General features: G+C 43.5%; 31 protein-coding genes. 12 read left to right on the top strand and 19 right to left on the bottom strand.

The window, feature by feature from the left end; translation table 11 throughout:
- Positions 1-6 precede the first annotated feature (6 nt).
- From srlA to BTA30_RS03080, 5 genes are all read right to left on the bottom strand, one after another.
- The gene (srlA, locus tag BTA30_RS03060) at positions 7-555 is read right to left on the bottom strand and encodes a PTS glucitol/sorbitol transporter subunit IIC (RefSeq protein WP_076759150.1); all 549 of its coding nucleotides are present in this window, start codon (positions 553-555) and stop codon (positions 7-9) included.
- Complete coding sequence (locus tag BTA30_RS03065; protein WP_076759153.1) at positions 552-995, bottom strand: transcriptional regulator GutM; 444 nt, start codon at positions 993-995, stop codon at positions 552-554. The genes srlA and BTA30_RS03065 overlap by 4 nt, the downstream gene beginning before the upstream one ends.
- Positions 992-1,954, bottom strand: coding sequence for a sugar-binding transcriptional regulator (locus BTA30_RS03070; protein WP_076759156.1), 963 nt, complete (start codon positions 1,952-1,954; stop codon positions 992-994). The genes BTA30_RS03065 and BTA30_RS03070 overlap by 4 nt, the downstream gene beginning before the upstream one ends.
- Positions 1,955-2,174: 220 nt before the next feature.
- Positions 2,175-2,516, bottom strand: coding sequence for a single-stranded DNA-binding protein (ssb, locus tag BTA30_RS03075; protein WP_076759159.1), 342 nt, complete (start codon positions 2,514-2,516; stop codon positions 2,175-2,177).
- Between the two features lie 102 nt (positions 2,517-2,618).
- The gene (locus BTA30_RS03080; RefSeq protein ID WP_076759162.1) at positions 2,619-2,990 is read right to left on the bottom strand and encodes a hypothetical protein; all 372 of its coding nucleotides are present in this window, start codon (positions 2,988-2,990) and stop codon (positions 2,619-2,621) included.
- A gap of 171 nt (positions 2,991-3,161) precedes the next feature.
- Between BTA30_RS03080 and BTA30_RS03085 the strand changes: the two genes are divergently transcribed.
- Positions 3,162-3,575, top strand: a complete 414-nt coding sequence (locus tag BTA30_RS03085) for a YwpF-like family protein (RefSeq protein WP_076759164.1) — start codon at positions 3,162-3,164, stop codon at positions 3,573-3,575.
- A 43-nt stretch (positions 3,576-3,618) separates the two neighbouring features.
- On the opposite strand, the gene mscL is transcribed toward BTA30_RS03085, so the two are convergent.
- The 6 genes from mscL to spoIIID all read right to left on the bottom strand — a co-directional run bounded on the left by mscL (position 3,619) and on the right by spoIIID (position 8,241).
- Positions 3,619-4,002 (bottom strand): large conductance mechanosensitive channel protein MscL, encoded by a 384-nt coding sequence (gene mscL, locus BTA30_RS03090; RefSeq protein ID WP_076760227.1) that lies wholly within the window; start codon positions 4,000-4,002, stop codon positions 3,619-3,621.
- A 67-nt stretch (positions 4,003-4,069) separates the two neighbouring features.
- A complete protein-coding gene (fabZ, locus tag BTA30_RS03095; RefSeq protein WP_076759167.1) occupies positions 4,070-4,504 on the bottom strand; it encodes a 3-hydroxyacyl-ACP dehydratase FabZ in 435 nt (144 codons plus the stop codon).
- A gap of 332 nt (positions 4,505-4,836) precedes the next feature.
- Positions 4,837-5,664, bottom strand: coding sequence for a flagellar hook-basal body protein (locus tag BTA30_RS03100; protein ID WP_076759169.1), 828 nt, complete (start codon positions 5,662-5,664; stop codon positions 4,837-4,839).
- A 48-nt stretch (positions 5,665-5,712) separates the two neighbouring features.
- On the bottom strand, positions 5,713-6,552 hold the full coding sequence (locus BTA30_RS03105; protein ID WP_076759172.1) for a flagellar hook-basal body protein: 840 nt from the start codon (positions 6,550-6,552) through the stop codon (positions 5,713-5,715).
- Between the two features lie 227 nt (positions 6,553-6,779).
- Positions 6,780-7,781 (bottom strand): cell shape-determining protein Mbl, encoded by a 1,002-nt coding sequence (gene mbl / locus BTA30_RS03110; RefSeq protein ID WP_076759175.1) that lies wholly within the window; start codon positions 7,779-7,781, stop codon positions 6,780-6,782.
- Between the two features lie 184 nt (positions 7,782-7,965).
- Entirely contained in the window at positions 7,966-8,241 is a 276-nt protein-coding gene (gene spoIIID / locus BTA30_RS03115; protein ID WP_076759177.1) for a sporulation transcriptional regulator SpoIIID, read from the bottom strand.
- A 334-nt stretch (positions 8,242-8,575) separates the two neighbouring features.
- On the opposite strand from spoIIID, the gene BTA30_RS03125 reads away from it, so the two are divergent.
- From BTA30_RS03125 to BTA30_RS03135, 3 genes are all read left to right on the top strand, one after another.
- On the top strand, positions 8,576-9,004 hold the full coding sequence (locus tag BTA30_RS03125; RefSeq protein ID WP_076759184.1) for a MarR family winged helix-turn-helix transcriptional regulator: 429 nt from the start codon (positions 8,576-8,578) through the stop codon (positions 9,002-9,004).
- 3 nt (positions 9,005-9,007) lie between these two features.
- The gene (locus BTA30_RS03130) at positions 9,008-10,201 is read left to right on the top strand and encodes an MFS transporter (protein ID WP_076759187.1); all 1,194 of its coding nucleotides are present in this window, start codon (positions 9,008-9,010) and stop codon (positions 10,199-10,201) included.
- A gap of 155 nt (positions 10,202-10,356) precedes the next feature.
- Positions 10,357-10,929, top strand: a complete 573-nt coding sequence (locus BTA30_RS03135; protein ID WP_076759190.1) for an undecaprenyl-diphosphatase — start codon at positions 10,357-10,359, stop codon at positions 10,927-10,929.
- 64 nt (positions 10,930-10,993) lie between these two features.
- On the opposite strand, the gene BTA30_RS03140 is transcribed toward BTA30_RS03135, so the two are convergent.
- Positions 10,994-11,920 (bottom strand): manganese-dependent inorganic pyrophosphatase, encoded by a 927-nt coding sequence (locus BTA30_RS03140; RefSeq protein WP_076759193.1) that lies wholly within the window; start codon positions 11,918-11,920, stop codon positions 10,994-10,996.
- A gap of 133 nt (positions 11,921-12,053) precedes the next feature.
- Positions 12,054-12,875: a manganese catalase gene (locus BTA30_RS03145; RefSeq protein WP_076759197.1), complete on the bottom strand. Its 822-nt coding sequence runs from the start codon at positions 12,873-12,875 to the stop codon at positions 12,054-12,056.
- 135 nt (positions 12,876-13,010) lie between these two features.
- Here BTA30_RS03145 and BTA30_RS03150 point away from each other — a divergent pair, with 135 nt between their 5' ends.
- From BTA30_RS03150 to BTA30_RS03165, 3 genes are all read left to right on the top strand, one after another.
- Complete coding sequence (locus BTA30_RS03150; protein WP_076759200.1) at positions 13,011-13,739, top strand: YqjF family protein; 729 nt, start codon at positions 13,011-13,013, stop codon at positions 13,737-13,739.
- 257 nt (positions 13,740-13,996) lie between these two features.
- Positions 13,997-14,512 (top strand): TetR/AcrR family transcriptional regulator, encoded by a 516-nt coding sequence (locus tag BTA30_RS03160; protein ID WP_076759205.1) that lies wholly within the window; start codon positions 13,997-13,999, stop codon positions 14,510-14,512.
- A 79-nt stretch (positions 14,513-14,591) separates the two neighbouring features.
- Positions 14,592-15,539 (top strand): SDR family oxidoreductase, encoded by a 948-nt coding sequence (locus BTA30_RS03165; protein ID WP_076759207.1) that lies wholly within the window; start codon positions 14,592-14,594, stop codon positions 15,537-15,539.
- Between the two features lie 279 nt (positions 15,540-15,818).
- Here the strand turns inward: BTA30_RS03165 and BTA30_RS03170 are convergent, their stop codons facing one another.
- Positions 15,819-16,229, bottom strand: a complete 411-nt coding sequence (locus tag BTA30_RS03170) for a CBS domain-containing protein (RefSeq protein WP_076759210.1) — start codon at positions 16,227-16,229, stop codon at positions 15,819-15,821.
- Between the two features lie 66 nt (positions 16,230-16,295).
- Positions 16,296-17,249: a magnesium transporter CorA family protein gene (locus BTA30_RS03175; protein WP_076759212.1), complete on the bottom strand. Its 954-nt coding sequence runs from the start codon at positions 17,247-17,249 to the stop codon at positions 16,296-16,298.
- 166 nt (positions 17,250-17,415) lie between these two features.
- Between BTA30_RS03175 and BTA30_RS03180 the strand changes: the two genes are divergently transcribed.
- The 3 genes from BTA30_RS03180 to BTA30_RS03190 all read left to right on the top strand — a co-directional run bounded on the left by BTA30_RS03180 (position 17,416) and on the right by BTA30_RS03190 (position 20,446).
- Positions 17,416-18,714, top strand: a complete 1,299-nt coding sequence (locus BTA30_RS03180; RefSeq protein WP_076760228.1) for a hemolysin family protein — start codon at positions 17,416-17,418, stop codon at positions 18,712-18,714.
- A gap of 150 nt (positions 18,715-18,864) precedes the next feature.
- The gene (locus tag BTA30_RS03185) at positions 18,865-20,076 is read left to right on the top strand and encodes an ammonium transporter (protein WP_076759214.1); all 1,212 of its coding nucleotides are present in this window, start codon (positions 18,865-18,867) and stop codon (positions 20,074-20,076) included.
- A 19-nt stretch (positions 20,077-20,095) separates the two neighbouring features.
- Positions 20,096-20,446 (top strand): P-II family nitrogen regulator, encoded by a 351-nt coding sequence (locus BTA30_RS03190; protein WP_076759217.1) that lies wholly within the window; start codon positions 20,096-20,098, stop codon positions 20,444-20,446.
- A 50-nt stretch (positions 20,447-20,496) separates the two neighbouring features.
- Here BTA30_RS03190 and BTA30_RS03195 read toward each other — a convergent pair whose 3' ends face one another.
- The 3 genes from BTA30_RS03195 to spoIIQ form a co-directional block, all read right to left on the bottom strand.
- Positions 20,497-21,069 carry an ATP-dependent Clp protease proteolytic subunit gene (locus BTA30_RS03195; protein ID WP_076759221.1) on the bottom strand — a complete coding sequence of 191 codons (573 nt, stop codon included), beginning with the start codon at positions 21,067-21,069 and terminating at the stop codon, positions 20,497-20,499.
- A 12-nt stretch (positions 21,070-21,081) separates the two neighbouring features.
- Positions 21,082-21,690, bottom strand: a complete 609-nt coding sequence (locus BTA30_RS03200) for an RNA polymerase sigma factor (protein WP_076759224.1) — start codon at positions 21,688-21,690, stop codon at positions 21,082-21,084.
- Between the two features lie 133 nt (positions 21,691-21,823).
- Positions 21,824-22,708 (bottom strand): stage II sporulation protein SpoIIQ, encoded by an 885-nt coding sequence (gene spoIIQ / locus BTA30_RS03205; RefSeq protein WP_076759228.1) that lies wholly within the window; start codon positions 22,706-22,708, stop codon positions 21,824-21,826.
- A gap of 210 nt (positions 22,709-22,918) precedes the next feature.
- On the opposite strand from spoIIQ, the gene BTA30_RS03210 reads away from it, so the two are divergent.
- Positions 22,919-23,416 (top strand): GNAT family N-acetyltransferase, encoded by a 498-nt coding sequence (locus BTA30_RS03210; RefSeq protein ID WP_076760230.1) that lies wholly within the window; start codon positions 22,919-22,921, stop codon positions 23,414-23,416.
- Between the two features lie 48 nt (positions 23,417-23,464).
- Here the strand turns inward: BTA30_RS03210 and BTA30_RS03215 are convergent, their stop codons facing one another.
- Entirely contained in the window at positions 23,465-23,893 is a 429-nt protein-coding gene (locus BTA30_RS03215; protein ID WP_076759230.1) for a DUF5392 family protein, read from the bottom strand.
- Between the two features lie 246 nt (positions 23,894-24,139).
- Between BTA30_RS03215 and cls the strand changes: the two genes are divergently transcribed.
- Entirely contained in the window at positions 24,140-25,588 is a 1,449-nt protein-coding gene (gene cls / locus BTA30_RS03220; protein WP_094777293.1) for a cardiolipin synthase, read from the top strand.
- Positions 25,589-25,610 lie beyond the last annotated feature (22 nt).

Below are 25,610 nucleotides of genomic sequence, written 5' to 3' on the forward strand. Positions count from 1 at the left end.
CCCTCCTTATTTAAGATCTACCGAATCTTTCAATTGAATGCCCTGCTGCTTAGCTGCATATGCTGTCGTCAAATCCGTCACCCAGCCTCTCAGAAAGTTTGTAAAAATACCGACTAAAAAATAGCGGAGAGCAAGCTCTGTCGTTTCATGCCCCAAGGTCGTAATGCCGGCGGCAATCCCAAGAAATACGAAAAGTTCGCCGGGATTTACATGGGGAAAGAGTCCGTTATGGGTATGACAAGAATAAGAAGCAGCCGCATAATAGCTTGGTTTATATTTCTCCGGCAAAAACTTTCCAAGCGACAGCGTCATTGGATTTGCAAGCATAAAGGTACCGATGACCGGCAAAACCAGATACCTTGTCAAAGGGTTTTTTCCGGATTTTTTGGCAAGCATTTCAACGCGTCTTTCTCCAATCAGACGTATGAGCGCATTCATGGCGACAAGCAGCATAATTAATAAAGGAACGATGTCTGTAAGCATGCTGACAAAAACCTCTCCGCCATGTCTGAACAAATCCATAAACTTCTCTGCAAGCCCTGTTACGTTTTTCATATTTCACCTCTTTTTTTCGTATGAACACTCATTATTTTTTGAAGCAATGATTTCTTTGGCGGAATATCACCCCCTTTAGTGATGATGTCAAATGTTCTCAAGGCATCTTCTATTGCAAGTCTTGTCAGACGGTCATGCGGAGCAATATCATCCGGCCCGATTTTGAGCAAATATTTCCCCTCAAATCCTTTTAAAGGCCTGATCCTTGAAAAAACCGTCACTCCCTGCATTTTGGATGCCCGAAGAATTTTGTTTCGCTTATCAATGACAAACAGAACGACCGTACCGGCTCTGAATAGCCCGGTCCGCCTTCCGACAGCAACCCTTCCCAACTTCCTGTATTCCGCAAATGTTTGATTAAAATGCCTGATTTGCCAAAAACCAAAGATGCTTTGGAGAAGCCAGGCTATCCCAATGGTGATGATAAAATAAAAGATCATTTTTGATTCTTCACCTCCTCGGCGATTTCTCTCGCTGTTTCGGCAGTTGTCACCAATATGTTGATATAGCCGCCTTTTGCCGCTCCTATAATTGAAGGAACCTTTTCATGGGACTCAGCGAGACCGATAGAATACTCCAGATTCTTCAGCCTATTGATGTCTATTGCGATGGTTCTGTCATTAATCTCCGTCTCTATTAATTGTCCTGTACGGTCAAAAAAACGGGAGCATATATCTCCGACAGCATGTTTCTCTTTTAAACACTCCATATCTTGATCCCCGTAAAACCCGGTCCAGATCATGTTCGAAGAACTAAGCGGCGCTCCGATTCCCACAGCTGCCACGGTAAGACTGTTCCATAGATTTTCGATTTTTTTGAAATAGTGGGATTTCACGATTTCGTCTTTCGTTTCCTTTTTTTCAACGACTGCCGCCGCATCGATAAAGTGCGGGGTGCCTCCAAAGTCGCTGGCGATAGAGTAAACGATGCTGTTCACATGATATTTCGTATCCATTGCTCCGGGACCGCCGACAAGCGGAACAAAAGAAGCGCTCCGTTTTTTCACGCCGTGGAATTCTCCGATCATTCCCGCCATCGTCGTCCCCCAGGCAAAACCGACTGTATCTCCGTCTTTAACGACGCGTTTTAAAATATCTGCGCCTGCTTTGCCGACGATTTTTTTCTTTTCTTCTTCTGCCTGCCCTGGATTCGTCTCACAAATGTATACTTCTCTAAGTCCCAGGAGCTGTTCAAGTTGGCGTTCCAAATCGTAATGTGCTCCGACATGATCATCAATTGTAATTTTGACGATCCCTTCCTCCCTCGCTTTTTTCAGCATGCGCCCGACAGTTGTCCTGTATATTCCCGTCGCTTTTGCAATCTGGCTTTGTGTCAGATCTTCTTCGTAATACATTTTGCAAATTTTAATCAAAAGGCGTTTATCATCCTTCATTTCCATATGATCACCCTTTTCCATTGCACATTTGTGCAAATATTGAACATTTGTTGTGTATTCGCTTACATTATACATATGAGAATTTTCTGAGTCAATTTAAATTTGTCTTTTTTTTGTCCAAATAAAAAAACCGGTCGTAAAAGACCGGCTATAAAGGGGATAAAACGGGGAGTTGATTGATTTTATATAAGAAAGGGGGTATAGAGGGCATCATTTTACTTCTCTAAGCGTCAGCGGATTCACGGGGCTTTTCACCCAAAAACCGTACTGAGCGGGCAACAACTTCTGTTTTAAAGACGCGCTTCCCTTCTGAATCAACATCATTTCGGGTCTGAATTCTTCCATTCAGACCGATGATTGATCCTTTTCTGCAATATTCGGCTGTATTCTCAGCCGTTTTGCGCCACAGTGTACAATTGACAAAGTCCGTTTCAATTTCGCCGCCGGCATTTTTGAAATGCCTGCTGACAGCCAAGATAATATTCGCAACCGGGACACCGTTAGATGTATGGCGAAGCTCCGGGTCTTTTGTTAAACGCCCGACCAGCATGATCTGATTAAACATTTTGTCCCTCCCTTCATATTCGATATCCCCAGTTTATAAGAGAAGAGCTTTCAAGAAAAATGCAGATAAAAGGAAAATAGTTTATCAAAACTTGCTTTCTTATTATAATTTTTGTTTTTTCTTCCCACTAATTATGAACATCATTTCTTTTTTATTTGAGAAATACGTATTTTTTAAAAACTGCAAGAAAACAGGAGATGCCAGCCACTGATCAGAATACAAGCGGACATATGAGCCTCCGTCCCAAGCGTATTGCCGAAATGACAATTCTTTTTCTTTAAATGCGGCGTGAAATTCGTATATCTCCATCTTATCCTTTGTCACATAACGAAAGACAATGCTTTCATGGTCACGCATATCAATCTCATACTTTTTGTTTCCGGCCAAAAAGCGAATCAAAGGTCTATATTGAAGACAGTCAGCAGCTGGATTGTTGTTTATCACCAATACTTCCTTTAAGTAAAAATGGTTCATAAGTCACCTCCTGCTCAATATCACCTAAAGTATAAATAAAAACAAAGCATTATAAAATACTTTTTGAAAAATTTAAAATAAGAGGATCAATCATGCAGCCGCTGTTTAGGAGCTCTCATATTGAATGTGATATAATGGTTATATAACTAAGGAAGCTTGTGAGGTGATAGGATGAAAACCTTTAGGCTTATTGATTTAAAAATCGTCCGCCAGGATGAGACATCAAAACGGCTCGAGGAGTTCCCGCTGATCGACGGCCTGATTATTAATAAGGAAGACGGAGAAAACCATTGGATGGCCGAGGGGCTTGTCTCAAAGGAATACCGGTATTTTTTTGAATACCTTCTGCAGGAAGGCAAAGAAGTGAAAGCATATGTGACGATTACTAAAAAAAGCAATCGGCCGGCACAGCTTCTGGCAAAGGTTAAAAACATCACGGTTCTCGGTGAACATGTTTCCGTTTTATTGGATGGCAAAATGGTCAGTTCCAAGTTGAGGAAGGATTCCGACAAGATTTTAGAAGGGTTGATGAAGGAAGGATATTCCGGAGATCGGCTTCTAGAAGCGTTCAAACAAAATATATAGGAAAGGCTGTCTGGGAAACGACAGCCTTTTTGTCCGCGTTTTTTTAAGATTGCTTCGACTGCTCTTTTAATAGATCGCGAATTTCTTTGAGCAATTCTTCCTGAGGATCTGGCACAGGTTCCTCTTCCTTCGCGTCTTCCTTCTTCTTCAATTTTGAGATATAGCGGATGAAAAGAAAAATCGAAAACGAAATGATAAAGAAGTTCACAATCGACTGAATGAATAGCCCGTACTTTACATCAGCATCGCCAAATGTAAATGAAAGCTCCGAAAAATCCAAACCTCCAAGCAGAAGACCCAGTATAGGCATAATCAAATCATTGACAAGCGAAGTCACGATTTTCCCAAAGGCGCCTCCGATAATAACCCCTATTGCGAGATCGATTACATTTCCTCGGATCGCAAAGCTTCTAAAATCTTTCCACATAAAAGGATCACCTTTTCCTTTCGTTATAAAAAACAAATGGGTTCATGCTAAACCCATCTGCTCAGTATTATTCCTGTTTTTCTCCAAGAGAAAACATCAGCTCGGCCTCACAAACGACTTCGCCGTCTACCTTTGCGACGCCTTTTCCTTTGCCGATTGAACCGCGGAAACGGAGCACTTCAAGTTCAAGGTGCAGCTGGTCGCCCGGTTTGACTTGCTTTTTGAAACGGCAGCTGTCAATCCCCGCAAAGAACGCGAGTCTTCCGCGGTTTTCCTCCTTCATCAGAAGCGCCACAGCTCCGATTTGCGCGAGCGCTTCAACAATCAAAACACCCGGCATCACCGGATAATTCGGAAAATGGCCGCTAAAAAATTCTTCATTAACCGTGACATTTTTATAACCTGCAGCCCGCTTCCCTTCCTCTACTTCTGTCACCCGGTCAATGAGCAAAAAGGGATAACGGTGGGGAATAATTTCTTTAATTTGCTGAGCATCAAGCATCGCCTTGACATCTCCTTTTTTGAGAAATATGTATAGAACAATGTTTCGGTGCCTCATTCTGTACATCTGGAAGTATATTATGAAACGGAATCTTTTTCAACAGAAGATGTCAAACAAGCTCTGCCGACCCTGTTTGAAGGCGGCGTTTGAATGATTCGAGCCCCAGGCTTAACCGCCAAAAGCCGGCTTCAAAAGGCCCGGACCGTTCTCTCGGGATAAAGCTGTCCGTTCTTTCAAGACGATCACGAACGTCTCAAAAACACAGGCACAGCATGCCGTAACAAAAAAAGAGCAGACGGGCCTGACCCGCGTCTGCTCTTTTCTTCAATATATCAGCGCACTGAATTGATGAGTCCCATCATTTGATCACCCATCGAGATCGCACGCGAATTCATTTGATAAGACCGCTGCGAGGAAATCAAATCACTCATTTCTTTTGAAACATCTACATTGGACGATTCAAGAAAGCCTTGTTTTATCGAGACATCCTGCCGTCCCGCCCCGTTTAAATTGATGAGAGCCGTGTCTCTCAAATCATCGCGGACAGAAAAAAGATTGCTCCCTGCCTCTGCCAGAGCCTGAGGTTTGACTGCCTGGGCAATGCCTAAGCTGAAGCTTAAAGGCGCTTCGTTTTGATTGCCTGATGATACGGTAACCGTCCCGCTTCCGTCAATTTGAAAATTTTTGTAGCGCTGGTTGAAGCGGATGGCATTGCCGTTCTCATCGAGCACAGGATGCCCTTCTTTCGTCACCAGCTGCAGCTGGTCGGCATTTCCAGCTGCAGGTGCCAAATAAAATGCGCCATCCCTTGTATATTGGACTTCTCCGTCGACATCAACCTGGAAGTATTGGTAAGGGGAAGTCAGAGCGATATCAAGCTCTCGTCCCGTTTCCTTTATGCTCCCTTGTTTATGTGTCAACTGGTCTGTCAACACAGCTCCGACGCCAACCCGAAGTCCCGGCGGCGTCTTTCTGCTTTCTGCCACTTCATTGTTTTTCTCATTCACCTGTTCAATCTGCTGTCTGACAAGCTCCGAAAAGCTCGTGTTTTTCGCTTTATATCCCGTCGTGTCTGTGTTTGCAAGGTTATGGCTGATATGATCAATCTGTTTTTGCAGCTGATTCATTGTGTTTGAAGCCGTTATCATGGATCTAAGCATTGTGTTTTAACATCCTCCATTTAGTTCGCTGGAAACAGCTCATTCGCCTTATCCGATCCTTCCAATTTCGTTCGCCGCTTTATCCATGCTTTTATCATAAGCCTGAAGGACTTTTTGGTTGGCTTCGAACGAACGGTAAGCAGCAGTCATTTCCGTATAATCTCTTGTGATATCAACATTCGACCGTTCCGTCATCCCCTGTTTGACGGAGTAATTGACATTGGGGTTTTCAGCTGCGCTCGGCAGCTCTCCTCCATTTTCAGTCCGATACAAATCATTTCCTTCTCTTGCTACATTTCTTGTATCGAGCGCGATTCTCACATCAATTCTTCCAAGGTTTTGTCCGTTTTCAGACACAGTGCCGTCTTCAGCAACTTGAAAGTTCTCGCTTCCCACGGTGATCGGCCGGCCGTCTGTGGAAAGAACGGCATGTCCGTTAATCGTCAGTTCATTATTTTCATTTAGCGAAAAGCGGCTGCTTCGTGAATAGCGAATATCTCCATTCTCGAGCCGGACAGCATAAAACAAGGCGGCTTTATCGTTCGTTTGTTCATTGACCGGGATTTCCGCTTCACTGATCGCAATATCTGTCGGCTCATTTGTGCTTTGCAGATCGCCTTGTGAAAATTGCGGCTTCAGTTCCTGCATATAAACGCCAGTGTTGATAGATCCGATGGGTGTCTGTTTTGAAAATGAACGGGAGCCGCTGCCCATTTGAACAGAATCTGATTCCATCCGGCTCAGAAGCATGTCAGGAAAGGAGCGAATTGAGCCTTGGTCTTCTTTATAACCCGGTGTATTCGCATTTGCTATATTATTCGTCAGCATTTCCGTACGGCGCTGCTGGGTGATCATAGCGGAAGTTGCTGTATAAAGTCCTTTTAACATCATTTCACCTCAAATATGTGTAATGACTCCAGATGAAGAGCCTGGAGCTGTAAGGAAAACCAAGAGTTTTTTATAACCTTGGCTCGTTGGAGAAAATTTCACTTGCCGATCAGGAACATTTGTTCTATAATAACATTCAAATATCTATTCTTTTTATCGGCAGCTTTTCGTTTCCTTTAAAGCTTTTACATCAAAAAACCTCATTCTAAAAGAATGAGGCCCTTTGATTAGCTCAGTTTGCGTTTTGGAAGCTTGTCCATGTTATCAAGCATGACGCCTGTACCGACCGCCACACAATCCATCGGATTCTCAGCAACGAGCACCGGAACTTTAAGCTCTTCTGCAAGAAGCTGGTCAAGACCGTTTAGCAGTGCACCGCCTCCTGTGATGATAACGCCTCTGTCAATGATGTCTGCTGAAAGTTCAGGCGGTGTTCTTTCAAGCACTTGTTTGGCAGCCTGCACGATAACAGATACAGATTCGCGAAGCGCTTCTTCAACTTCTTTGCTCGTTACCGTAATAGTTCTCGGCAAGCCAGAGACCATGTCACGGCCGCGGATAGAGATTTCCTCATGACGTGCGTCTGGGAAAACAGTTGCGACTTTAATCTTAATGTCTTCAGCTGTCCGTTCACCTATTAACAGTTTGTATTCACGTTTGATATAGTTTAGTATTTCAAGATCAAACTTGTCCCCAGCCATTTTAATAGAAGAGGCGGTGACAATATCGCCCATTGAGATGACTGCGACATCTGTCGTTCCACCGCCGATATCCACTACCATATTCCCGCTTGGCTGAAAAATATCCATCCCTGCGCCGATTGCGGCTACCTTTGGCTCTTCTTCAAGGTACACATGCTTTCCGCCGCTTTTTTCAGCAGCTTCTTTAATAGCCTTCTGCTCGACAGACGTAATATTTGTAGGGCAGCAAATCAGCATGCGGGGCTTTGAGAAAAGACCTTTTACATTCAACTTGTTAATGAAATGTTTCAGCATGGCTTCTGTTACTTCAAAATCTGCAATAACGCCGTCTTTTAATGGACGTATCGCAACAATATTCCCAGGTGTACGTCCTACCATTCTCCTTGCTTCTTCACCAACAGCGAGCACTTTACCATTGTTTTTGTCCAGAGCAACGACTGATGGTTCATTTAAGACAATACCTTTTCCTTTGACATGGATCAGCACATTTGCTGTACCAAGGTCAATACCAATATCCCTTGCAAACATCTATCTATATCCTCCTCGAAATCTGTTTCACAGCAATATCCACATTCTGCCCTAATTATATATTTTATCATAAATATTAGAAAAAAAAGCGTTATTGTTAAAGTTCTTCACAAAATTTTGTGGCTTTTTACGGAGGATACCGGGAAATTCTGAAAAACATTGCTCATATCTGGTTCATTATTCCTTATTGGACAGGCTCCCTTTCAAGGATTTCATCTTTCTTATATTTCAATTTTGTTGCTTCTCCGCCCCGCAAATGTCTGATTGATTTATGATAATCAAGAATTCCCTTTACTTCATTGGCTAAATCAGGATTAATTTCAGGCAGCCTTTCTGTCAAATCCTTGTGAACGGTACTTTTGGAAACACCAAACTCCTTCGCTATTACACGAACCGTTTTTTTCGTCTCCACGATGTACTTCCCTATCTTGATTGTTCGCTCTTTGATGTAATCGTGCACACCACTCGACCTCCCTAAAATGGATGTGAGAAGTGTGAAATGAGATCCGTTTTATGAAAGAAATCACTATTTGCGCTGTTTCTCCGTTTTATGCTTTTCCAAGTAGAATTTTGAAATACGCCCACGATCCCTCACCTCAAACACTCTCTTTGTTAGGTTTGTATCAGTGTATTAGCATTTAAATGGGATTATGCTAAAAACTCAAGGAGGACAAGGGGTTTATCAGGCAAATTTATTTCGGGTTTCAAAAATTTTTACTTTACAGTATTCAGTACATCCAGTAAAATGAGTAAAGTTTATTATTTACCTAGGTAAATATTTTGAAGGAGTTCATATGGAACATATCAATCGAATGATTATCCACCAACTTAATCAAAGCACGCGGATGATTTCCAAAAAAACGAATGAACAGCTCGAATCATACGGCCTTTACGGTGCTCAGTGGTCAATTTTGTACTGTCTTCATACCTTTGGCCAGATGACTCAAAAAGATATATGGACTTATCTGCACGTTGAGGCACCGACAGTGACCCGAACCGTCAACCGTCTTGAGAAAAACGGCTGGGTGCAAAGAGTCCCAGGCGAGGACAAAAGGGAAAAGGTCGTCAAGATGACGGATGAAGCCGCAATTAAATATGATGAGATTCAGTTAAAAATGAAAGAATTCGAAGAGGAAATGCTTTCTGTATTTGAAGACAACGATAAAAAAACATTTCAGCGTTTATTACATCAATTCATAGCAGGAAATAAGAAGGAGTTGTAGCCTATGAAACAATCTGAACCGATTTGGACAAGAGATTTTATCATGGTTGTTCTCATTAATTTGTTTATATTTGTCTATTTTTATGCTCTGCTGACAGTCCTTCCCGTCTATACGATGCAGGAGCTCGGAGGCTCCGAGTCAGAAGGCGGGCTTTTGATCAGCGGGTTTATGCTGTCTGCGATTTTTGCGAGACCATTTTCGGGAGCGGTCATCGAACGGTTCGGAAAAAAAAGAATGGCTTTAATCAGCGTCGTATTATTCACTCTTTCATCATTTCTTTATGTCATCATCCAGGATATCTATGTACTGCTGGGTCTGCGCTTTTTCCAGGGCATCTGGTTCAGCATCATTACAACAGTAACGAGTGCCATTGCCGCTGATTTGATTCCGTCGGCGCGCCGGGGGGAAGGGCTTGGCTACTTTGCCATGTCAATGAATCTGGCTGTTGTCATCGGACCGTTTATCGCCTTGAACCTGCTGGATAAAATGAGCTTTCCGGCGCTGTTCACTTTATTTTCAGCGATCGTCACCATCGGCATTCTCTGTACCGCCTTGGTTCGGATTCCTAAAAAGAATGACAAGGTATCAGCAGTTTTCAAACTATCTTTTTCCAATATGTTTGAAAAAGGTGCACTGCGGATTGCTACTGTCGGATTGTTCGTTTCCTTTTGCTATTCCAGCGTCATTTCGTTTATCTCGGTTTATGCAAAGTCTCTCGGACTTATTGAAGCAAGCAGCTATTTCTTCTTGATTTTCGCAGTGACGATGATGATCACACGGCCGTTTACCGGAAAACTGTATGATAAAATCGGCCCTGGCATCGTTATTTACCCGTCTATTATCATTTTTTGCATCGGGCTTTGCGTGCTTGCTTTTACAAATAGCAGTGCGATGCTGCTGCTTTCAGGGGCAGTCATCGGCATCGGCTACGGCTCGATTACACCTTGTCTGCAAACACTTGCGATCCAGGCTTCACCGCCTCATCGCAGCGGTTATGCAACGGCTACTTATTTTACCTTTTTTGATACCGGGATTGCAGTCGGGTCCTATGTGTTCGGCTTAATTGTCGCCCAAACCGGCTTTTCAAACATCTATTTATTCTCGGGTATTTTCGTGCTTGTCAACCTGTTCCTCTATACTTGGAGCCGGAAGCCTGCATTCCTAAAGGAAAAAAGAAATATATCAATAGCGGATTGATCCTTCATCATTTTGCCGGGCATAAAAAGGGGCCCGGCTTTTTTGATTACACAGCTCAAATCTTGATTTAAAATGAAACCTTTATGAATGTCATATCGTCCCCTAACTGTCTGAGAAAAATAGAATTCTATTAATAAATACTGAAAGGTGATTTTGTGAACTACGAATTATTCAACGCAATCCATAATCTATCACACCACAGCAATATTCTTGACAGTTTCATGATTTTCATTACGGAAAAAGCGATTTACCTGTATGCGCTGGCGTTGTTAGCCATATGGCTTTTCGGAGGCCATTCCTATAAAAAAAGCGTTCTTCAGGCAGGCTTCACAGGCATTTTAGGCTTGGCGGCCAATTATCTCATTACCTTGATTTACTTCGAGCCGCGTCCTTTCATCGCTCACCATGTCAATGTATTGATTCATCATGCCGCTGATGCGTCCTTCCCAAGCGATCATACGACAGGAGCTCTGGCTATTTCTATAGCTTTTTGGTTGTTCCACCGTAAAATCGGCAGCTTTATGATCGCCTTTGGTTTATTGACGGGCTTCTCCCGCATCTGGGTAGGGCACCATTATCCGGTTGATGTTTTAGGAAGCATATTGGTAGCTGTCTTGGCTTCTCTGATTGTGCTCAGATTTTCCAAATACTTAAATCCGCTTTTCACTTGGATCATTTCCCTCTACGATTCTATTATGCACCGATTTAAAAAAGCGATTTTCAGATAGTTTCCGAAAATGCAAAAACCCTGGCAGGGGATACGGCGGTATCCGGCTGTCAGGGCTTTTTGCATTATTTTAATGCATCTGTTAATGGCGGAACGATTTGTTTTTTACGGGACACTACGCCTTTCAGCGTCGCCGTGTTATCTGTCAGTTCAACGTTGAACGCTTTTTCCACTGCTTGCGCAGCTTGTCCTGAAGCGACGACGACAGAGTCGTTCGTTAAGATGTCGGTGACGACGAAGACAAATAAATCCAATCCTTTTTCAGCAACTACTTTTGAAAGCGCCGCGTCTACTTCCTCTTTGCGGGAAAGGACATCATTTGTATCGACTGTATTCACCTGAGCGATCTCCACTTTATGGCTTCCCATCGTAAACTCTTTCGCATCAAGCGAGAGAAGCTGAGGAATCGTTTTTGCGCTCAGATCGGCGCCCGCTTTCAGCATCTCCAGTCCATAGCTTTCAGCATCAACGCCGGCGATTTCAGCCAATTCTTTTGCCGCTTTAACATCTTCCTCCGTGCAAGTCGGAGATTTAAATAAAAGGGAGTCTGAAATGATGGCTGACAGCATGAGTCCGGCCGTTTCTTTTTTAATTTCAACACCGTTTTCTTTATACAGCTTGTTTAAAATCGTCGCCGTACATCCTACAGGCTCTGCGCGATAGTATAAAGGATCACTTGTTTCAAAATTGGCGATCCGGTGGTGGTCGATGACTTCAAGCACGCGAACCTGGTCCAGGTCATTGACGCTCTGCTGGCGTTCGTTATGGTCAACCAAAATGACGCTGTCTGTTTCATTAGCTACAGTCTCTACAAGACGCGGAACTTCTGCATTGAACTGATCAAGCGCATATTGGGTTTCCCCGTTGACTTCCCCTAAGCGGACAGGTTCTGCATCAAGTCCGAGCTTGTTTTTCAATTCAGCATATGCAATCGCTGAACAAATCGTATCCGTATCCGGATTTTTGTGGCCAAAAATAAGTACTTTGCTCATGATATAACTCCTTACTTTTGTTTTTATAGTAAGCTTACCTGACAATAAAAAAATCTGCAAACCTGTCATTAATTTTAATATTTACGAAGTGTTTTGTCATTTTAAAAAATAAAAAAAGAGCCGTTCGGCTCTTTTAATCTCCATAGTCAGGTGTATTGTGGCTTTGTTTCGGCGCCGGCTTTAAGACAGGTTTTTCTCCGTAAGCGACCGGGCCGCTCTCATATTGGAATTTAGCTCCGTCCGGCGCCTCCTCTTGCAGCCAATCAAACTGTGCGCTTTCCTCTCCATCTGAAAAGTTGTATAAAGTGTGCGCATATTCTTCTTTCTCATACCCTTGAGGAACCGTGCCCGGCACGACGACACCTTCTTTTTCTTCCAATTCCCGAATCGCGGCCAGCCACTGGTTTTGATGCATGGTATCTCTGGCCAAAAGAAAGCCCAGCATATCTTTTACACCTTTGTCATCTGTCATCTCATACAGCCTGGCGACTTGCAGCCGTCCTTGTGATTCTGCATTGACATTCGCACGCAGGTCAGCGAGAAGATTGCCGCTGGCCACAATATAGCCCGCATTCCATGGAACGCCTGTGCTGTTTTCCGGCATAGCTCCAAGGCCTGAAACGATCGCATGATGAGGGTTCATCCCGCCCATGATTGAACCGATGACCGAGTCATTGGCCGCTTCTTCCTGTTCATAAACAGGAGCATCTTCCAGCAGCCGCGCAATCATCGTCGCAATCATTTCGACATGCCCGATTTCTTCAGCAGCAGTATCCATGATTAAGTCTTTGTATTTTTCATTTCCTCTCGTATTCCAGCCCTGAAACAAATACTGCATAGCTACCGAAATTTCGCCATACTGGCCGCCGAGAATCTCCTGCATTTTCTTTGCAAAGACAGGGTCCGGCCTTTCAGGCTTAGCCGGGTATTGCAGAACCTTCGAATGTTTGAACAAATGAAACACTCCTCTTTTTTATGCTGCTGTTTTTGAGTTAACCGGAGAGGCTGATCATCAAACCTTGCAATATGCCGCCCAATGTGTTGCAGATGGATTTTTTAAGCATAATAAAACAAAAAGGAGCGTTTTCAGATGAAGATCACCAATACTTCACATCGGCCCTTTCCGCTCCCGAAAGGGCTCTGGCTCATGGCGCAGACGTGGAACGATGTATTGTTCGCCCATTGGCCGGTTGAACCTGAAACCATTCAAGAAAAAATACCGGCGGCCTTGGAGCTGGAGACGTTTAACGGAAAGGCTTGGATCGGCATTCTTCCTTTTCTGCTGACAGATCTGCGGGCCCGCTTTTTGCCGCCCCTTCCTTGCATCAGCAGATTTCCTGAGCTGAATGTCCGAACGTATGTCACATATAAGGGCGTACCAGGGGTTTATTTTTTCAGTCTTGATGCCGCTTCGCGCTTAGCCGTCTTGAGCGCGCGCAGATTTTTCCATTTGCCATATTTTCGCGCAGACATAGCCTTTGAGAAAGAAGAAAGCCGAGTACAATTCTCCAGCAGAAGGGCTGATTCAAAAGCGGTCTTTCACGCCCGCTACGGTCCGCTGTCAGATCCCTTCACCGCCCAAAAAGGAACGATCGAATACTGGCTGACGGAAAGATATCGGCTGTACACTACACACAACAGCCGGGTCTACTATGAAGACATCCATCATTCACAATGGGCGCTTCAGCAGGCAGAAACCGAATTTCAGCAAAATACGGCGGCGGCTGCAAACGGCCTCATATTGCCTGATACCGCCCCGCTTCTCCATTACGCCAAAAGGCAGCACGTCTTATTCTGGCCTCTGCGGCGGGTTCAATGATGGAATTGAATGAAAGCTACATATCATGAATCCGATATTTACATGCAGGAGATATCCTCTGATCAAGTCAAGGATATAGCTTTGTATAACGATCGTCTTCCGGATGCAGAAAAAGCAATGCCTACTATTTTAAGGGAGAGGAAAAAGAATACATTCCCAAAACATTCATTTAAATATTATCTTGAATCTTAACTAGGAATGTGTTAATGTCTCAGTAAGTAATCAATCAATAACAAATTGAAGGGAGGTGGCATACCATGAGACAGACAAAGGAAAATCGAAAGGAAGAAATCCTTGAAGCCGGTTTGGAGGTGTTTGCAGAAAAAGGTTATTATAATACCACGACAGCATTAATTGCAGAAAAAGCCGGAATTTCCCAGCCCTATATATTTAGATTTTTTAAGACGAAGGAAGAGTTGTTCGTTGCAGCTCTAGAGAGAGCCTTTGAAAGGATACTGCAAACATTTAAAAATGTAGAAGCCGGCTCAGAGCAAATCGTTGCCAAAATGGTCGAGGCGTATGAAGAATTGTCTGTATCGAATCCTAATGAAATTGCCTTGCAGGTCATAGGACTTTCAGTTACAGAAGAATCAATAAAAAATTGTACGAAAATGGGCTTATCTCGGATTAGAAGCTATACTTTGGAACGGTTCCAATTAGCGAATGTTCCGAATGCAGAAAGGGAGGTCACAACCTTCTTGGCCAGGGGAATCCTTTGCAACATTTCCTATTTCTTAGATTTACCCGAGATGATTCATGGCGAACCAAAATAGATAACCGATTCGTGTCGGTTTTTTATTTCAAGGTTTTGTTATTGATCAATCAATAACTATTACGAGGAGGAAGTATACAATGGAAAAAGCAATTGTTTTAGGAGCAACGGGTGGAACGGGTCAAGCAATTGTTTCAGAATTGTTGTCTAGAAATCAACAGGTGATCGCCTTCGGACGTTCCGAAAATAAATTAAAAAAATTAATGATGGAGCATCGTTCTACACCGCTATTAACCTATAAGCTGGGCGATGTCTTTGATTACAAGACCATCGTAGAGGCAGCAAAAGATGCAGATGTCATATTCCAATGTGCAAATGTTCAATATCATGAAATGGAAGAGAAACTCCTGCATCTTGGAGAAAGTGTAATGAAGGCAGCGGATATTTTAGGCAAGAAAATCGTTATTGTAGACGGAATATATGTTTACGGCCGTCAAGTAGCTAAAGGAGATGAAAATCACCCTAAACACCCCCATACGAAAAAAGGGAAGATTAGAGTGGAATTTGAAAATTTAATATTCGATAATAAATGGAAGGATGCAAAATCATTAATTGTTAGGTTGCCGGACTATTATGGGAAAACGTCACAGAATTCTTATTTACAGCCTACACTGACGGGAATGGCAGCAAATAAAATAGCGGTTTTTATCGGTAATCTAAAAACACCTCGGGAATATGTTTATTTGCCTGATGCCGCTAAGATGATTGTGGAAATAGCAAGCAAAGACGATTCTTACGGAGAAAATTGGAATATCCCCGGTGCTGGATTGATTTCAGGAAAAGAGATAATAAAAATGGCGCGTGAAATTACCGGGAATACAAAATTAGTGATTCCATTGAATAAAAATGCTATTCGTATAAGCGGATTGTTTGATCCGGTTATGAAGGAAGTGGTCGAAATCATGTATCTTACAGAAGAAGCATTTATGCTAAGCGGAGAAAAATATGAAAATAGAATAGGTGAAATTGTAGCTACACCTTATAAAGATGGGTTAAAAGAAACACTACATTTCTTAATGGGAAAATAAAATAAAGCAGAGAATGAAAATTCAAACTCCAACGGCAGGAAGATTAGTTATTGATTAATCACTAATAAAAACATTCTAGATGAACGTTCATTTCCCCCTCTGGCGGAGCGCCGATCTTGGGCGCTGCATGAGCGGCTGGCTAATGGAGGCCGGCATTTCCGTTTTAACCTCGTTTTGGATACTGTTCAAGACGCTGCTCTTTTAAACGCCTTCATTTTCATTAACAACTGAAGGCATTGCACCAATAAAAAGGAAGAGCAAAACGCTCTTCCTCACTGCTCAGGCCGGCTTTGAAATTTCGCTTAAAGCCTCCCCGGCTTTCTCATCTGCAGTATTTGTGACGGAAAGATCACCCAAAGCGACAATTCCGGCTAAATAGCCATCTTCAACAATCGGCAGCCTGCGAATTTGGTGTTTTGCCATCAGATCACTGGCCTCCTCAGCCGACATATCCGAATGACCGGTGACCATCTCGGTGCTCATGACATCTTCGGCCGATGCGTCAATAACATTTTCAGCTACACACCTGATCACAATATCACGGTCTGACACGAGCCCCAGCAATTTTTCATTCTCACAAACCGGGATTGAACCGACATTTTGATCACGCATTTTGCCTGCAATTTCTGCTACGGATGCGGATGGTTCGCAGCATTCGACATCGGTTGTCATCACGTCTTTCAGCTTCATTTGGGATTCCTCCTTTATCAGCGGTGTAGTATGTGCTTTTCCGAAAAATCCGGGAGTTAAACATCATTAAAAGAAGCCCTTCCTTTTCATATATCTTTTTTTGTCTTTTAATAAATCACCCGTCCAGCCCTTCTTTCTCAAATAGAGATAAACCAGAACCGTTGATGAAAAGATTAGTATAAGCGAAAACAAGTAGCCGTATTTTAATGATAGTTCAGGCATCACCTCAAAGTTCATCCCCCAAAGGGCGCCGAAGGATGTCATCGGCGTGAAGATCGTCGTAAAAATGGTCAGGGCTTTAAAAATCTCATTCCCTCTGTGGGAAGTCACCACTTCTTCTGAATGGAGCAGATAATTGATTTCATTGGCATATTCTTTGATCAATCCCATCCCTCTGTCGATCTCGCAAAAGGTGCGGCGCTGTTCAGTTGCATCAAAATCTTTTGAAACAAATGCTTCTTTGACTCCCATTCCTATTTTTTTCATGGATAAAATCAAACTTCTCATGATCAACAACTCATGGCGCCGCTTATGAATAAGTTCAATAATGCTTTTGTTATTATCATGATGAAATCCCCATCTTAGTTTTCCAAGCTGAACTTCAAAGTGCTCGAGTTCCTTCAAGTACACTCTCATTAATTCTCCCAATAATACCAAAAACGCCTCTGCTGCGTCATCGCATCTCATAAGTTGTTCATGCATCCGCCGGCTGCCAAGCTCTTCGAAAACGGACAAATCTAAATTCATCGTAAAAAAATAGTTTTTTGTTAAATAAAAATGAAAAGCTGAGCGGTTCTGCTCCTCTTCTGGTGCTTGATCATAAATATACGAACCGTAGAGGGCTTCCCTGTCTTGGGCGGCAACATTGAAATCCAAGCAATTGATGTTTGTTGAAGGAACGCCTTGAAACCATTTCCGGCATCCCGGCCAGTGATCAGGTTGAATCAGCCCTTGTGCCTTTGTTTTTTCGTGAGGCCCGAGCTGATACCATGTCCAGCCCTCTCCCTGAAATACTCTCATATTTTCATATCCTCCTCATCATCCGGCTCATTTGCTTTCTATTTCTTTGCCCGCCCTCAGCATAAATAAACATGATGTTTGCCGCCTGCGGGCATGTGGAATGAAGCGAGTATGATGTTTTCATAGAAAAGGAGGTGTGCGCCTTCTTTTTTCAGAAGGCCTGGCATTGGAATTTTTGAAGCTGATCGCCGTAGCCGTTTTAATTGCATTGACGGGATTTTTCGTAGCGGTTGAATTTGCCATCGTAAAAGTAAGACGGACAAAGATCGACCAATTGATCGTTCAGAAAAAAAAGGGCGCGCTTGCTGCAAAAGAAGTGACTTCACACCTTGATGAATATTTATCAGCCTGCCAGCTCGGCATAACGGTGACGGCGCTTGGTCTTGGCTGGCTTGGCGAACCGACGATGCAAAGCTTATTGCATCCCCTTTTTTCGAAACTCGGTTTGAATGAACCGGCAACACACGTCCTTTCATTTTTTATCGCTTTTTTATCCGTCACTTACTTGAACGTCGTCGTCGGAGAACTGGCGCCTAAAACCGTCGCCATTCAAAAAGCGGAGGCCGTTACACTGCTTTTTTCAAAACCGATGATTTGGTTTTATAAAATGATGTTTCCGTTTATATGGCTGCTTAACCATTCAGCCCGTATGATCACCGGGGTTTTCGGAATGAAGCCGACCGGAGGACATGAACTGGCCTATACGGAAGAAGAATTGAGAACGCTCCTGTCCGAAAGCTATCAAAGCGGGGAAATCAACCAAAATGAATTGAGATATGTGAACAATATTTTTAAATTTGATGAGCGAATGGCAAAGGAAATCATGGTGCCGAGAAATGAAATGTCCGTCTTATCTCTTGAAGACGGCATGAAAAAAGTAAAGCACCTGATCAAAAAAACGAAGCATACCCGTTTCCCCATTATGAAGGAAGACAAGGACCACATTGTCGGAATGATCAATATAAAAGAGCTGCTTCTGGCCGAGCTTGCAGGCGATTTCACAATGGAAGCCGAGAAGCTAAAGCCGTATATCCATTCCGTCATCTACGCCATTGAAACCATTCCCGTATACAAGCTGTTCGTCAAAATGCAGAAAGAACATACACAGATGGCCATTCTCGTGGATGAATACGGCGGAACATCAGGCCTGGTTACCGTCGAGGATATCGTGGAGGAAATTGTCGGCGATATTCGTGATGAATTTGATACGGAGGAAGTTGCCGATATTCGCAAGCTCAAAGAACATCATTATATAATGAACGCCAAAGTACTGGTCAGCGATGTAAACGACCTGCTTGGGATTCATTTAACCGATGATGAAATCGATACAATCGGCGGCTGGTTTCTCACACAAAACATCGAAAGCAGGCCCGGAACCGAAATCGAAAGTGAAGGATATCTTTTTAAAGTGAAAGAAATGGATGGCCATCGGATTGTGTGGATTGAAGTGACAAAAGCCGCATGAGCCCGGTGATCCCGTTTATTTCAGCCCCGCCCTGTCTGCTTTTCTCCCCAAAAACCATGTAAGGAAATCTGACATGTTCATCATGATATCTTTCTTTTGTCACTATAATGAAAGAATAAAAGAATTTGAACTACGACGGAGGAATGAAACATGCAGATGGGGGATACAGTATTTATGTTCTTTTGCGCCTTGCTCGTATGGCTGATGACGCCGGGCATCGCTTTATTTTACGGGGGGCTGGTGAGAAGCAAGAATGTGCTGAGCACTGTCATGCACAGCTTGTCATCGATCGCGATCGTCTCCATCATATGGATTCTGTTCGGCTATTCTCTCGCTTTTGCGCCGGGAAATCCATTGATCGGCGGCTTGGATTGGATCGGGCTGCACGGCGTGGGCTTTGAACCCAATGCTGATTATTCAGAGACGATTCCGCATACCCTCTATATGATGTTCCAGTTGACGTTTGCCGTGCTTACGACGGCGATTATTTCCGGAAGCTTTGCTGAACGCATGCGTTTTCCGGCATTTATCCTTTTTTCGGTGCTATGGGTCGTGCTTGTCTACTCTCCTGTCGCCCACTGGGTTTGGGGCGGAGGTTGGCTTCACAAGCTGGGCGCCATTGATTTCGCCGGAGGAAACGTCGTCCATATTTCATCAGGTGTAGCCGGGCTGGTTGTCGCGATTGTGCTCGGCAAACGAAAAAATATCAGCGACACCGCGCCGCACAACTTGCTTCTTACATTGCTCGGCGCAACACTGATCTGGTTTGGATGGTTCGGATTTAACGTCGGAAGCGCGTTGACGATCGATGAAGTCGCAATGACGGCTTTCATCAACACCAATACCGCGGCGGCGGCCGGACTGATCGGCTGGCTTTTGGCTGAATGGCTGATCAATAAAAAACCGACAATGCTCGGGGCCGTCTCAGGAGCGATCGCCGGGCTCGTCGCCATTACGCCCGGCGCAGGTTTTGTTACTCCTTTCTCATCCGTGTTTATTGGATTGATCGGAGGCGCTGTCTGTTTTTGGGGCGTGTTTTCTCTCAAGAAAACATTCGGCTATGATGACGCGCTTGACGCTTTCGGTCTTCACGGCATCGGCGGAACCTGGGGCGGGATTGCGACAGGGCTGTTTGCCACAACTTCAGTCAATTCAGGCGGAGCCGACGGGCTTTTTTACGGTGACTTCAGCCTGCTGTGGAAACAGTTCATTGCCATCGCTGCAACATATTTGTTTGTTGCAATCGTCACTTACGCTATTATTAAAGTAGTCAGCATCTTCTTTAACCTCCGTGCGTCCGAGGACGAAGAATCGTTAGGCCTTGATCTGACGATGCATGGTGAAAAAGCGTATCAAGATTAATTTGTCAGGGAGTGGTGGTATGAGCGGTCAAATGTATAAAGTGGAAATTGTGACTCGTCCTACAAACTTTGAAAAGCTGAAAACTGAGCTGGCCAAAATCGGGGTCACTTCGATTACGTTTTATAATGTACACGGATGCGGCCTGCAAAAAGGACATACAGAACTTTACCGCGGCGTCAAACGCGAAAGCAATGTGTATGAAAGATTAAAAGTGGAAATCGTCGTCAGCAATGTGCCTGTTGAAAAAGTGGCCGAGACGGCGCAGAACGTACTGAAAACCGGAGAACCCGGGGACGGAAAAATCTTTATATCCGAAATTAAAAACACCATCAACATTCGTACAGGCGAGGAAGGTCCTGACGCTTTATAAATCATGATTAAAGCTCCCGGCGCAAAATTGCGCGGGAGCTTTTCTGCATTTTATAAGATGGCATCGATGATGCCGTACTCTTTTGCCTCGTCTGCATTCATAAAATAATCGCGTTCCATGTCTTCTCTTAACTTTTCAATGGGCTGACCCGTCCGTTCATGAAAAAACTGCTCGATTTTTTTCTTCAGTTTGATAATGCGCTTGGCTGAAATCTCCATGTCAGTCGCTTGGCCTTTGACACCGCCGAGCGGCTGATGGATCATGATTTCGCTGTTTTTGAGGGCATATCGCTTTCCTTTCGTTCCGCCTGTGAGCAGGATCGCTCCCATTGAAGCCGCCATTCCGACACAGATTGTGCGGATGTCCGGTTTCACATATTCCATTGTGTCTAAAATCGCGTATCCGGCTGAGGTTGAACCGCCGGGACTGTTGATATAAATCGAAATATCCTTTTCATCATCCTCCGCTGACAGAAACAGCAGCTGGGCGGTGACACGGTTGGCGAGATCGTCCGTACATTCAGAGCCGATCATAATGATCCGGTCCTTTAGAAGCCTTGAAAATATATCGTACGACCTTTCTCCCCCCGCTGTTCTCTCAATGACATAAGGAATGGTGTTCATCGCCTCTACCTCCTAGGCAGCACACCTCATCACGCTTCCGCAATACGGCTGTGAAGCGCCCGGAAGCCAAGTCTTTTTCGCATATTCCAGCAGATGATCAGGATTATGAAACCGTATGGCTTGAACAAGCAGCCTGCTGTGTTCTTCATGATCCCCTTCCGCCGCATCCCGATGGAGCACATCGGGAGAAAGGCCTTTTAAACGCTGGCGGGATCTGAATAAAAGCGATTTAACCGATGATTCTGGTTTATCGAGCGTTTCGGCAATTTCATGCAGCTGAAAGGAGAAAACATCCTTGAGCAGAAAAATCGTTAATTGCTTCGGTGTTAATATATTTGAAAGCTTTTTCAGCAGGTGCTCAAATTCATCCGCTGCTTTCATGTTTTCTGTCTGTCCGCCTGCCGGATTGTCCGCCGCGAGAAAGCATTCGCGCTTTCTTTTTCTAAGCTGGTCAATCCATTTGTGCTTCGCCACCGTTTTTTGATAAGCATGTGAGGCGTCTGTCCGATTGATTTCCATTAATTTCAGGATTGTATCCTGAGCTAAATCCTCGGCATCCCATTTGTCGCCGGTGATTCTCAAACAGTACTTCATCAGCGCTTTTTGATTTAATTCATTCATGAATGAATTCACACTCCTTAAAAGAGGCCTCTTACTTTAATAAACGGCTGGCCCCGCCGATTTGATACGGGGATTTTAAAATATTGTAACAAAAAAACGCCTATCATATATGATAGGCGTCAAACAGCGTGCCTTACTGCTGTTTTGAATCTTCTGTCTGGCTCTGGCCCTCATCCTGAGTTCCTGAATCCTCAGAAGAATCATCCCGTTTGGTTTTATCGTCTTTTCCATCTGTTTTATCTTTGGCTTTGTCTTCTGTTTTTGGTTTTTCTTCGACAGAAGGCTGTGCAGGTTCCTTCACTTCTTCAGACGCCTGCTTTTCCATTGCTTTTTCAATGTTTGAAACCGGCTTGTCCATGAAGTTCAGCGGATTTAGAGCAACTCCGTCTTTGCGGATTTCAAAATGTACGTGGTTTCCGCCTTCTTCATTATAAAGGTTTTTGCCTGCTTTTCCGATGACTTGATTTTGCTCAATTTTATCGCCTTGTTTGACGCTCACTTCAGAAAGAGATTGATAAACAGTTGATAAACCATCTTCATGCTCAACTTCAACAACATAACCTAGCACAGGGTCTTTCTGAGCTTTAATGACCGTACCGCTGAGAGATGCGGAAACATCGAATGATTTTCCATCTTTCTCAGCCAAGTCGATACCTTTGCTCATGCTGTACGTGTTATTATAGTTAACAAGTGCTGCTTCTTTCTCTTCTTTAGGTGCGTCAGTTTCAAAAAACTTTTTAACGACAGAAACATTCTCAGAATCAATGACCGGCATTGCGACATTTTCCACTGGTTTTCCTACTTCTACCGCATCATCACGGTTATCATAGGCTGATTTCTTACCATCATCTGCAAGCTTGTCTTTCACATCGTTGTTTGATGCTGATTGATACCAGAGAACCGCTGTCAAAACAACGACTGCACTGATTAAATAGATGGCCGGAAATACCCAGCGTCTACGAAAAAACTGTTGCATCTTTGTGATTTTGGAAGTACGATTCTTTTCTTCCTCTTTCATGCTTCATCACCTCAGCAACATTCTGAACACTTTTCAGAAAATATATACATTTACAAAAAACTTTTTTTCTGTTTAGTATTTGCAGACCGCTTCATGAATATGTAATAAAGCAGCAGAAAAAGCGGCCACCGATACTATAAGGCCGAATTCCGGGGAATAGCAGCCGTTACCCTTTTGAATGTAAAAATGGATGTAGAAAGGACAGAAATCATGAAATTACGCATCGCCAATCAAGCAGACCTTCCGGCAATAGTCGATATTTATAACTCCACAATTGCTTCACGAATGGTCACGGCAGATACCAAACCTGTGACACCGGAAGAAAAAATGAATTGGTTTTTGGGGCATACTAAAGCAAGGCCTCTTTATATTGTTGAAAACGAAGCACAGGAAATAATGGGCTGGATCAGTTTTGAATCGTTTTACGGACGGCCCGCTTATGCCAAAACCGCCGAAGTCAGCATTTATCTTCATGAAGCCCACCGAGGAAAAGGGGCGGGTTCTGCCGTATTGGAAAAAGCGCTTGAAGCCGCTCCAAAGCTTGGGATCCGTTCTTTAATGGCTTTTATTTTTGCCCATAATGAACCAAGCATCAAGCTTTTCCAGAAGTACGGTTTTGCTGAATGGGGACATTTCCCGGGCATCGCGGAGATGGACGGGAATCGGTACAGCTTGAAAATACTGGGGAAAGAATTAAATGAAGGCTGATCACATGGCACGAAAAAAGAGCTGGCATACAGCTCTCTTTTTCCTTTATCATTCAGCTAATCGCTGCCTGCGGATTTCTTCTTCATTTAAAAACGCCATAAAATTCCTCATCACAGTAAACGGCTCTTCTTTGACCGCCCGAACGTAACGGTTTTTCCGCTCATCGGGAAGCACTTCGCTTTTTTGCATCCGTTCCAAAATATATTTCATCACCGTTTGCTGGACATTTCTTTTTTGATGGGATGATTCTTTGAGCAATGCCATTCCAAAAGCGGCAGCAATTGCAGCGATGCCAATTTTCATGTATGACGACTGGCTCCAGAAAGTTGAAAGATAAATGAGCGAACCTAAGATCAGCGGAATGGCTATAAAAAGAAAAATCAGCCTTTTCTTTAAGATCGGCGCAGCAACCCGCTTGAGGTTATCCATTTCTTCCTTCATAAAGGCGGGCATTTGATTAAATGTTTCAATATCCATAATAATCCCTCCTGGATTAGTTAAGAGACCTTGTTCCAGTATAAAATCACGCTTTTTATATTTATATCGTAACTTAGTTCTAACATGTTTTACAGTTTTTTGCCTTATCTCCTCTTTTCTTAGAAACTTTATTGCTTTTTTTGCGTATAACAAGAGATAGTTGCTTGAAGAGGGAGTAACTGATATAAATGGAATGTATAAAAACAAATCCGTCTTGCGAGGTTCTATATGGATATTATTAAAAATATTAGTATCACATCGATATTTCTCGGTTTTATACTAGTTTTAAATACGCTTTTGGCAATCGTTGTGATCTTTAGGGAACGCCGCGATGCAAGCGCATCCTGGGCCTGGCTTTTAGTTCTCTTCTTTATCCCCGTTCTCGGATTCATCCTTTATTTGCTGTTCGGCCATAATTTGAGCCGCAATCATCTCTTTCAATGGGAAGACCGGAAAAGAATCGGGATTGAGAAAATATTGGAACAGCAGCTTACGAAGCTGAAAAGCCGCGAATTCGAATTTCGCAACAAGGCGACTGCAGAAAGCAAAGATCTAATCTATATGCATATTCTTAATAATCATGCCGTTTTCACAGAAGACAATGCCGTTGAATTGCTGACGGACGGGCGCCAGAAGTTTGACCGGCTTCTCTCTGACATTGAAAACGCCAAAGACCATATTCATCTTCAATATTATATTTATAAAGGGGATGAAATCGGTAAAAAGCTGAGGGACGCGCTCATCAAAAAAGCCAAAGAAGGTGTAGAAGTCCGTGTTCTATACGATGAATTGGGATCAAGAAGCTTGCGAAAAAGCTTTTTTAAAGAGCTGACAAAAGCAGGCGGATATGTTGAAGTCTTTTTCCCATCGCGGTTTAAATTTATCAACTTGCGCATGAACTACCGCAACCACCGCAAGCTGGTCATCATCGACGGATTCATCGGATATGTCGGAGGATTTAATGTCGGGGACGAGTACCTCGGTCTGAACCCGGATTTTGGGTATTGGCGGGATACGCACCTTAGAATCAAAGGAACCGCCGTCCACTCGATTCAAACGCGTTTTATCCTTGACTGGAATCAGGCCTCGCATCACCATGACATTACATATGTGCCAAATCACTTCCCTGAAATCGGCTCTCACGGAAACATCGGCATGCAGATTGTCACAAGCGGTCCGGATTCGGAATGGGAACAGATCAAAAACGGTTATATTAAGATGATTTCAACAGCCAAACGGTCAATTCTGATTCAAACGCCATATTTTATCCCTGACGCCAGCCTTCTTGACGCTCTCAGAATCGCTTGCCTTTCGGGAGTTGACGTCAGAATCATGATTCCCAACAAGCCCGACCATGCTTTTGTATACTGGGCGACCTTTTCTTATATCGGCGAACTTCTTAAAGCCGGTGCATCAGTATTCATTTATGATAATGGCTTTATTCACGCAAAAACGATTATAGTAGATGAGGAAATTGCATCAGTGGGAACGGCAAATATTGATATGCGCAGCTTCAAGCTGAATTTTGAAGTCAATGCCTTTTTATATGACGAGGAAATTGCAAGGAGCCTTGTCCTATCATTCGAAAAAGACCTGCAAGTTTCGAGAGAGCTCACATTTGAAGAGTATCAAAACCGAAACAGGTCAATTCGCTTTAAAGAAGCCATTTCAATTTTGCTGTCTCCAATTTTATAGAAAAACGCGAACCTGCGGCGTT

The sequence above is a fragment of the Bacillus swezeyi genome (assembly GCF_001969815.1).
Taxonomy (GTDB): Bacteria; Bacillota; Bacilli; order Bacillales; family Bacillaceae; genus Bacillus; species Bacillus swezeyi.

Bases quoted from the DNA above. Each gene is read 5' to 3' on its own strand.
- mbl (WP_076759175.1), bottom strand. From the start codon at position 7,781: ATGTTTGCAAGGGATATTGGTATTGACCTTGGTACAGCAAATGTGCTG.
- BTA30_RS03215 (WP_076759230.1), bottom strand. From the start codon at position 23,893: ATGGATATTGAAACATTTAATCAAATGCCCGCCTTTATGAAGGAAGAA.
- BTA30_RS03065 (WP_076759153.1), bottom strand. From the start codon at position 995: ATGATCTTTTATTTTATCATCACCATTGGGATAGCCTGGCTTCTCCAA.
- fabZ (WP_076759167.1), bottom strand. From the start codon at position 4,504: ATGCTTGATGCTCAGCAAATTAAAGAAATTATTCCCCACCGTTATCCC.
- BTA30_RS03130 (WP_076759187.1), top strand. From the start codon at position 9,008: ATGAAACAATCTGAACCGATTTGGACAAGAGATTTTATCATGGTTGTT.
- BTA30_RS03210 (WP_076760230.1), top strand. From the start codon at position 22,919: ATGAAATTACGCATCGCCAATCAAGCAGACCTTCCGGCAATAGTCGAT.
- BTA30_RS03195 (WP_076759221.1), bottom strand. From the start codon at position 21,069: ATGAACACCATTCCTTATGTCATTGAGAGAACAGCGGGGGGAGAAAGG.
- BTA30_RS03125 (WP_076759184.1), top strand. From the start codon at position 8,576: ATGGAACATATCAATCGAATGATTATCCACCAACTTAATCAAAGCACG.
- BTA30_RS03175 (WP_076759212.1), bottom strand. From the start codon at position 17,249: ATGAGAGTATTTCAGGGAGAGGGCTGGACATGGTATCAGCTCGGGCCT.
- BTA30_RS03150 (WP_076759200.1), top strand. From the start codon at position 13,011: ATGAAGATCACCAATACTTCACATCGGCCCTTTCCGCTCCCGAAAGGG.
- BTA30_RS03080 (WP_076759162.1), bottom strand. From the start codon at position 2,990: ATGAACCATTTTTACTTAAAGGAAGTATTGGTGATAAACAACAATCCA.
- BTA30_RS03070 (WP_076759156.1), bottom strand. From the start codon at position 1,954: ATGGAAATGAAGGATGATAAACGCCTTTTGATTAAAATTTGCAAAATG.
- spoIIQ (WP_076759228.1), bottom strand. From the start codon at position 22,708: ATGAAAGAGGAAGAAAAGAATCGTACTTCCAAAATCACAAAGATGCAA.
- BTA30_RS03170 (WP_076759210.1), bottom strand. From the start codon at position 16,229: ATGAAGCTGAAAGACGTGATGACAACCGATGTCGAATGCTGCGAACCA.
- BTA30_RS03100 (WP_076759169.1), bottom strand. From the start codon at position 5,664: ATGCTTAGATCCATGATAACGGCTTCAAACACAATGAATCAGCTGCAA.
- BTA30_RS03085 (WP_076759164.1), top strand. From the start codon at position 3,162: ATGAAAACCTTTAGGCTTATTGATTTAAAAATCGTCCGCCAGGATGAG.
- BTA30_RS03140 (WP_076759193.1), bottom strand. From the start codon at position 11,920: ATGAGCAAAGTACTTATTTTTGGCCACAAAAATCCGGATACGGATACG.
- BTA30_RS03190 (WP_076759217.1), top strand. From the start codon at position 20,096: ATGAGCGGTCAAATGTATAAAGTGGAAATTGTGACTCGTCCTACAAAC.
- ssb (WP_076759159.1), bottom strand. From the start codon at position 2,516: ATGTTTAATCAGATCATGCTGGTCGGGCGTTTAACAAAAGACCCGGAG.
- BTA30_RS03105 (WP_076759172.1), bottom strand. From the start codon at position 6,552: ATGTTAAAAGGACTTTATACAGCAACTTCCGCTATGATCACCCAGCAG.
- BTA30_RS03160 (WP_076759205.1), top strand. From the start codon at position 13,997: ATGAGACAGACAAAGGAAAATCGAAAGGAAGAAATCCTTGAAGCCGGT.
- BTA30_RS03185 (WP_076759214.1), top strand. From the start codon at position 18,865: ATGCAGATGGGGGATACAGTATTTATGTTCTTTTGCGCCTTGCTCGTA.
- BTA30_RS03165 (WP_076759207.1), top strand. From the start codon at position 14,592: ATGGAAAAAGCAATTGTTTTAGGAGCAACGGGTGGAACGGGTCAAGCA.
- srlA (WP_076759150.1), bottom strand. From the start codon at position 555: ATGAAAAACGTAACAGGGCTTGCAGAGAAGTTTATGGATTTGTTCAGA.
- mscL (WP_076760227.1), bottom strand. From the start codon at position 4,002: ATGTGGAAAGATTTTAGAAGCTTTGCGATCCGAGGAAATGTAATCGAT.
- BTA30_RS03200 (WP_076759224.1), bottom strand. From the start codon at position 21,690: ATGAATGAATTAAATCAAAAAGCGCTGATGAAGTACTGTTTGAGAATC.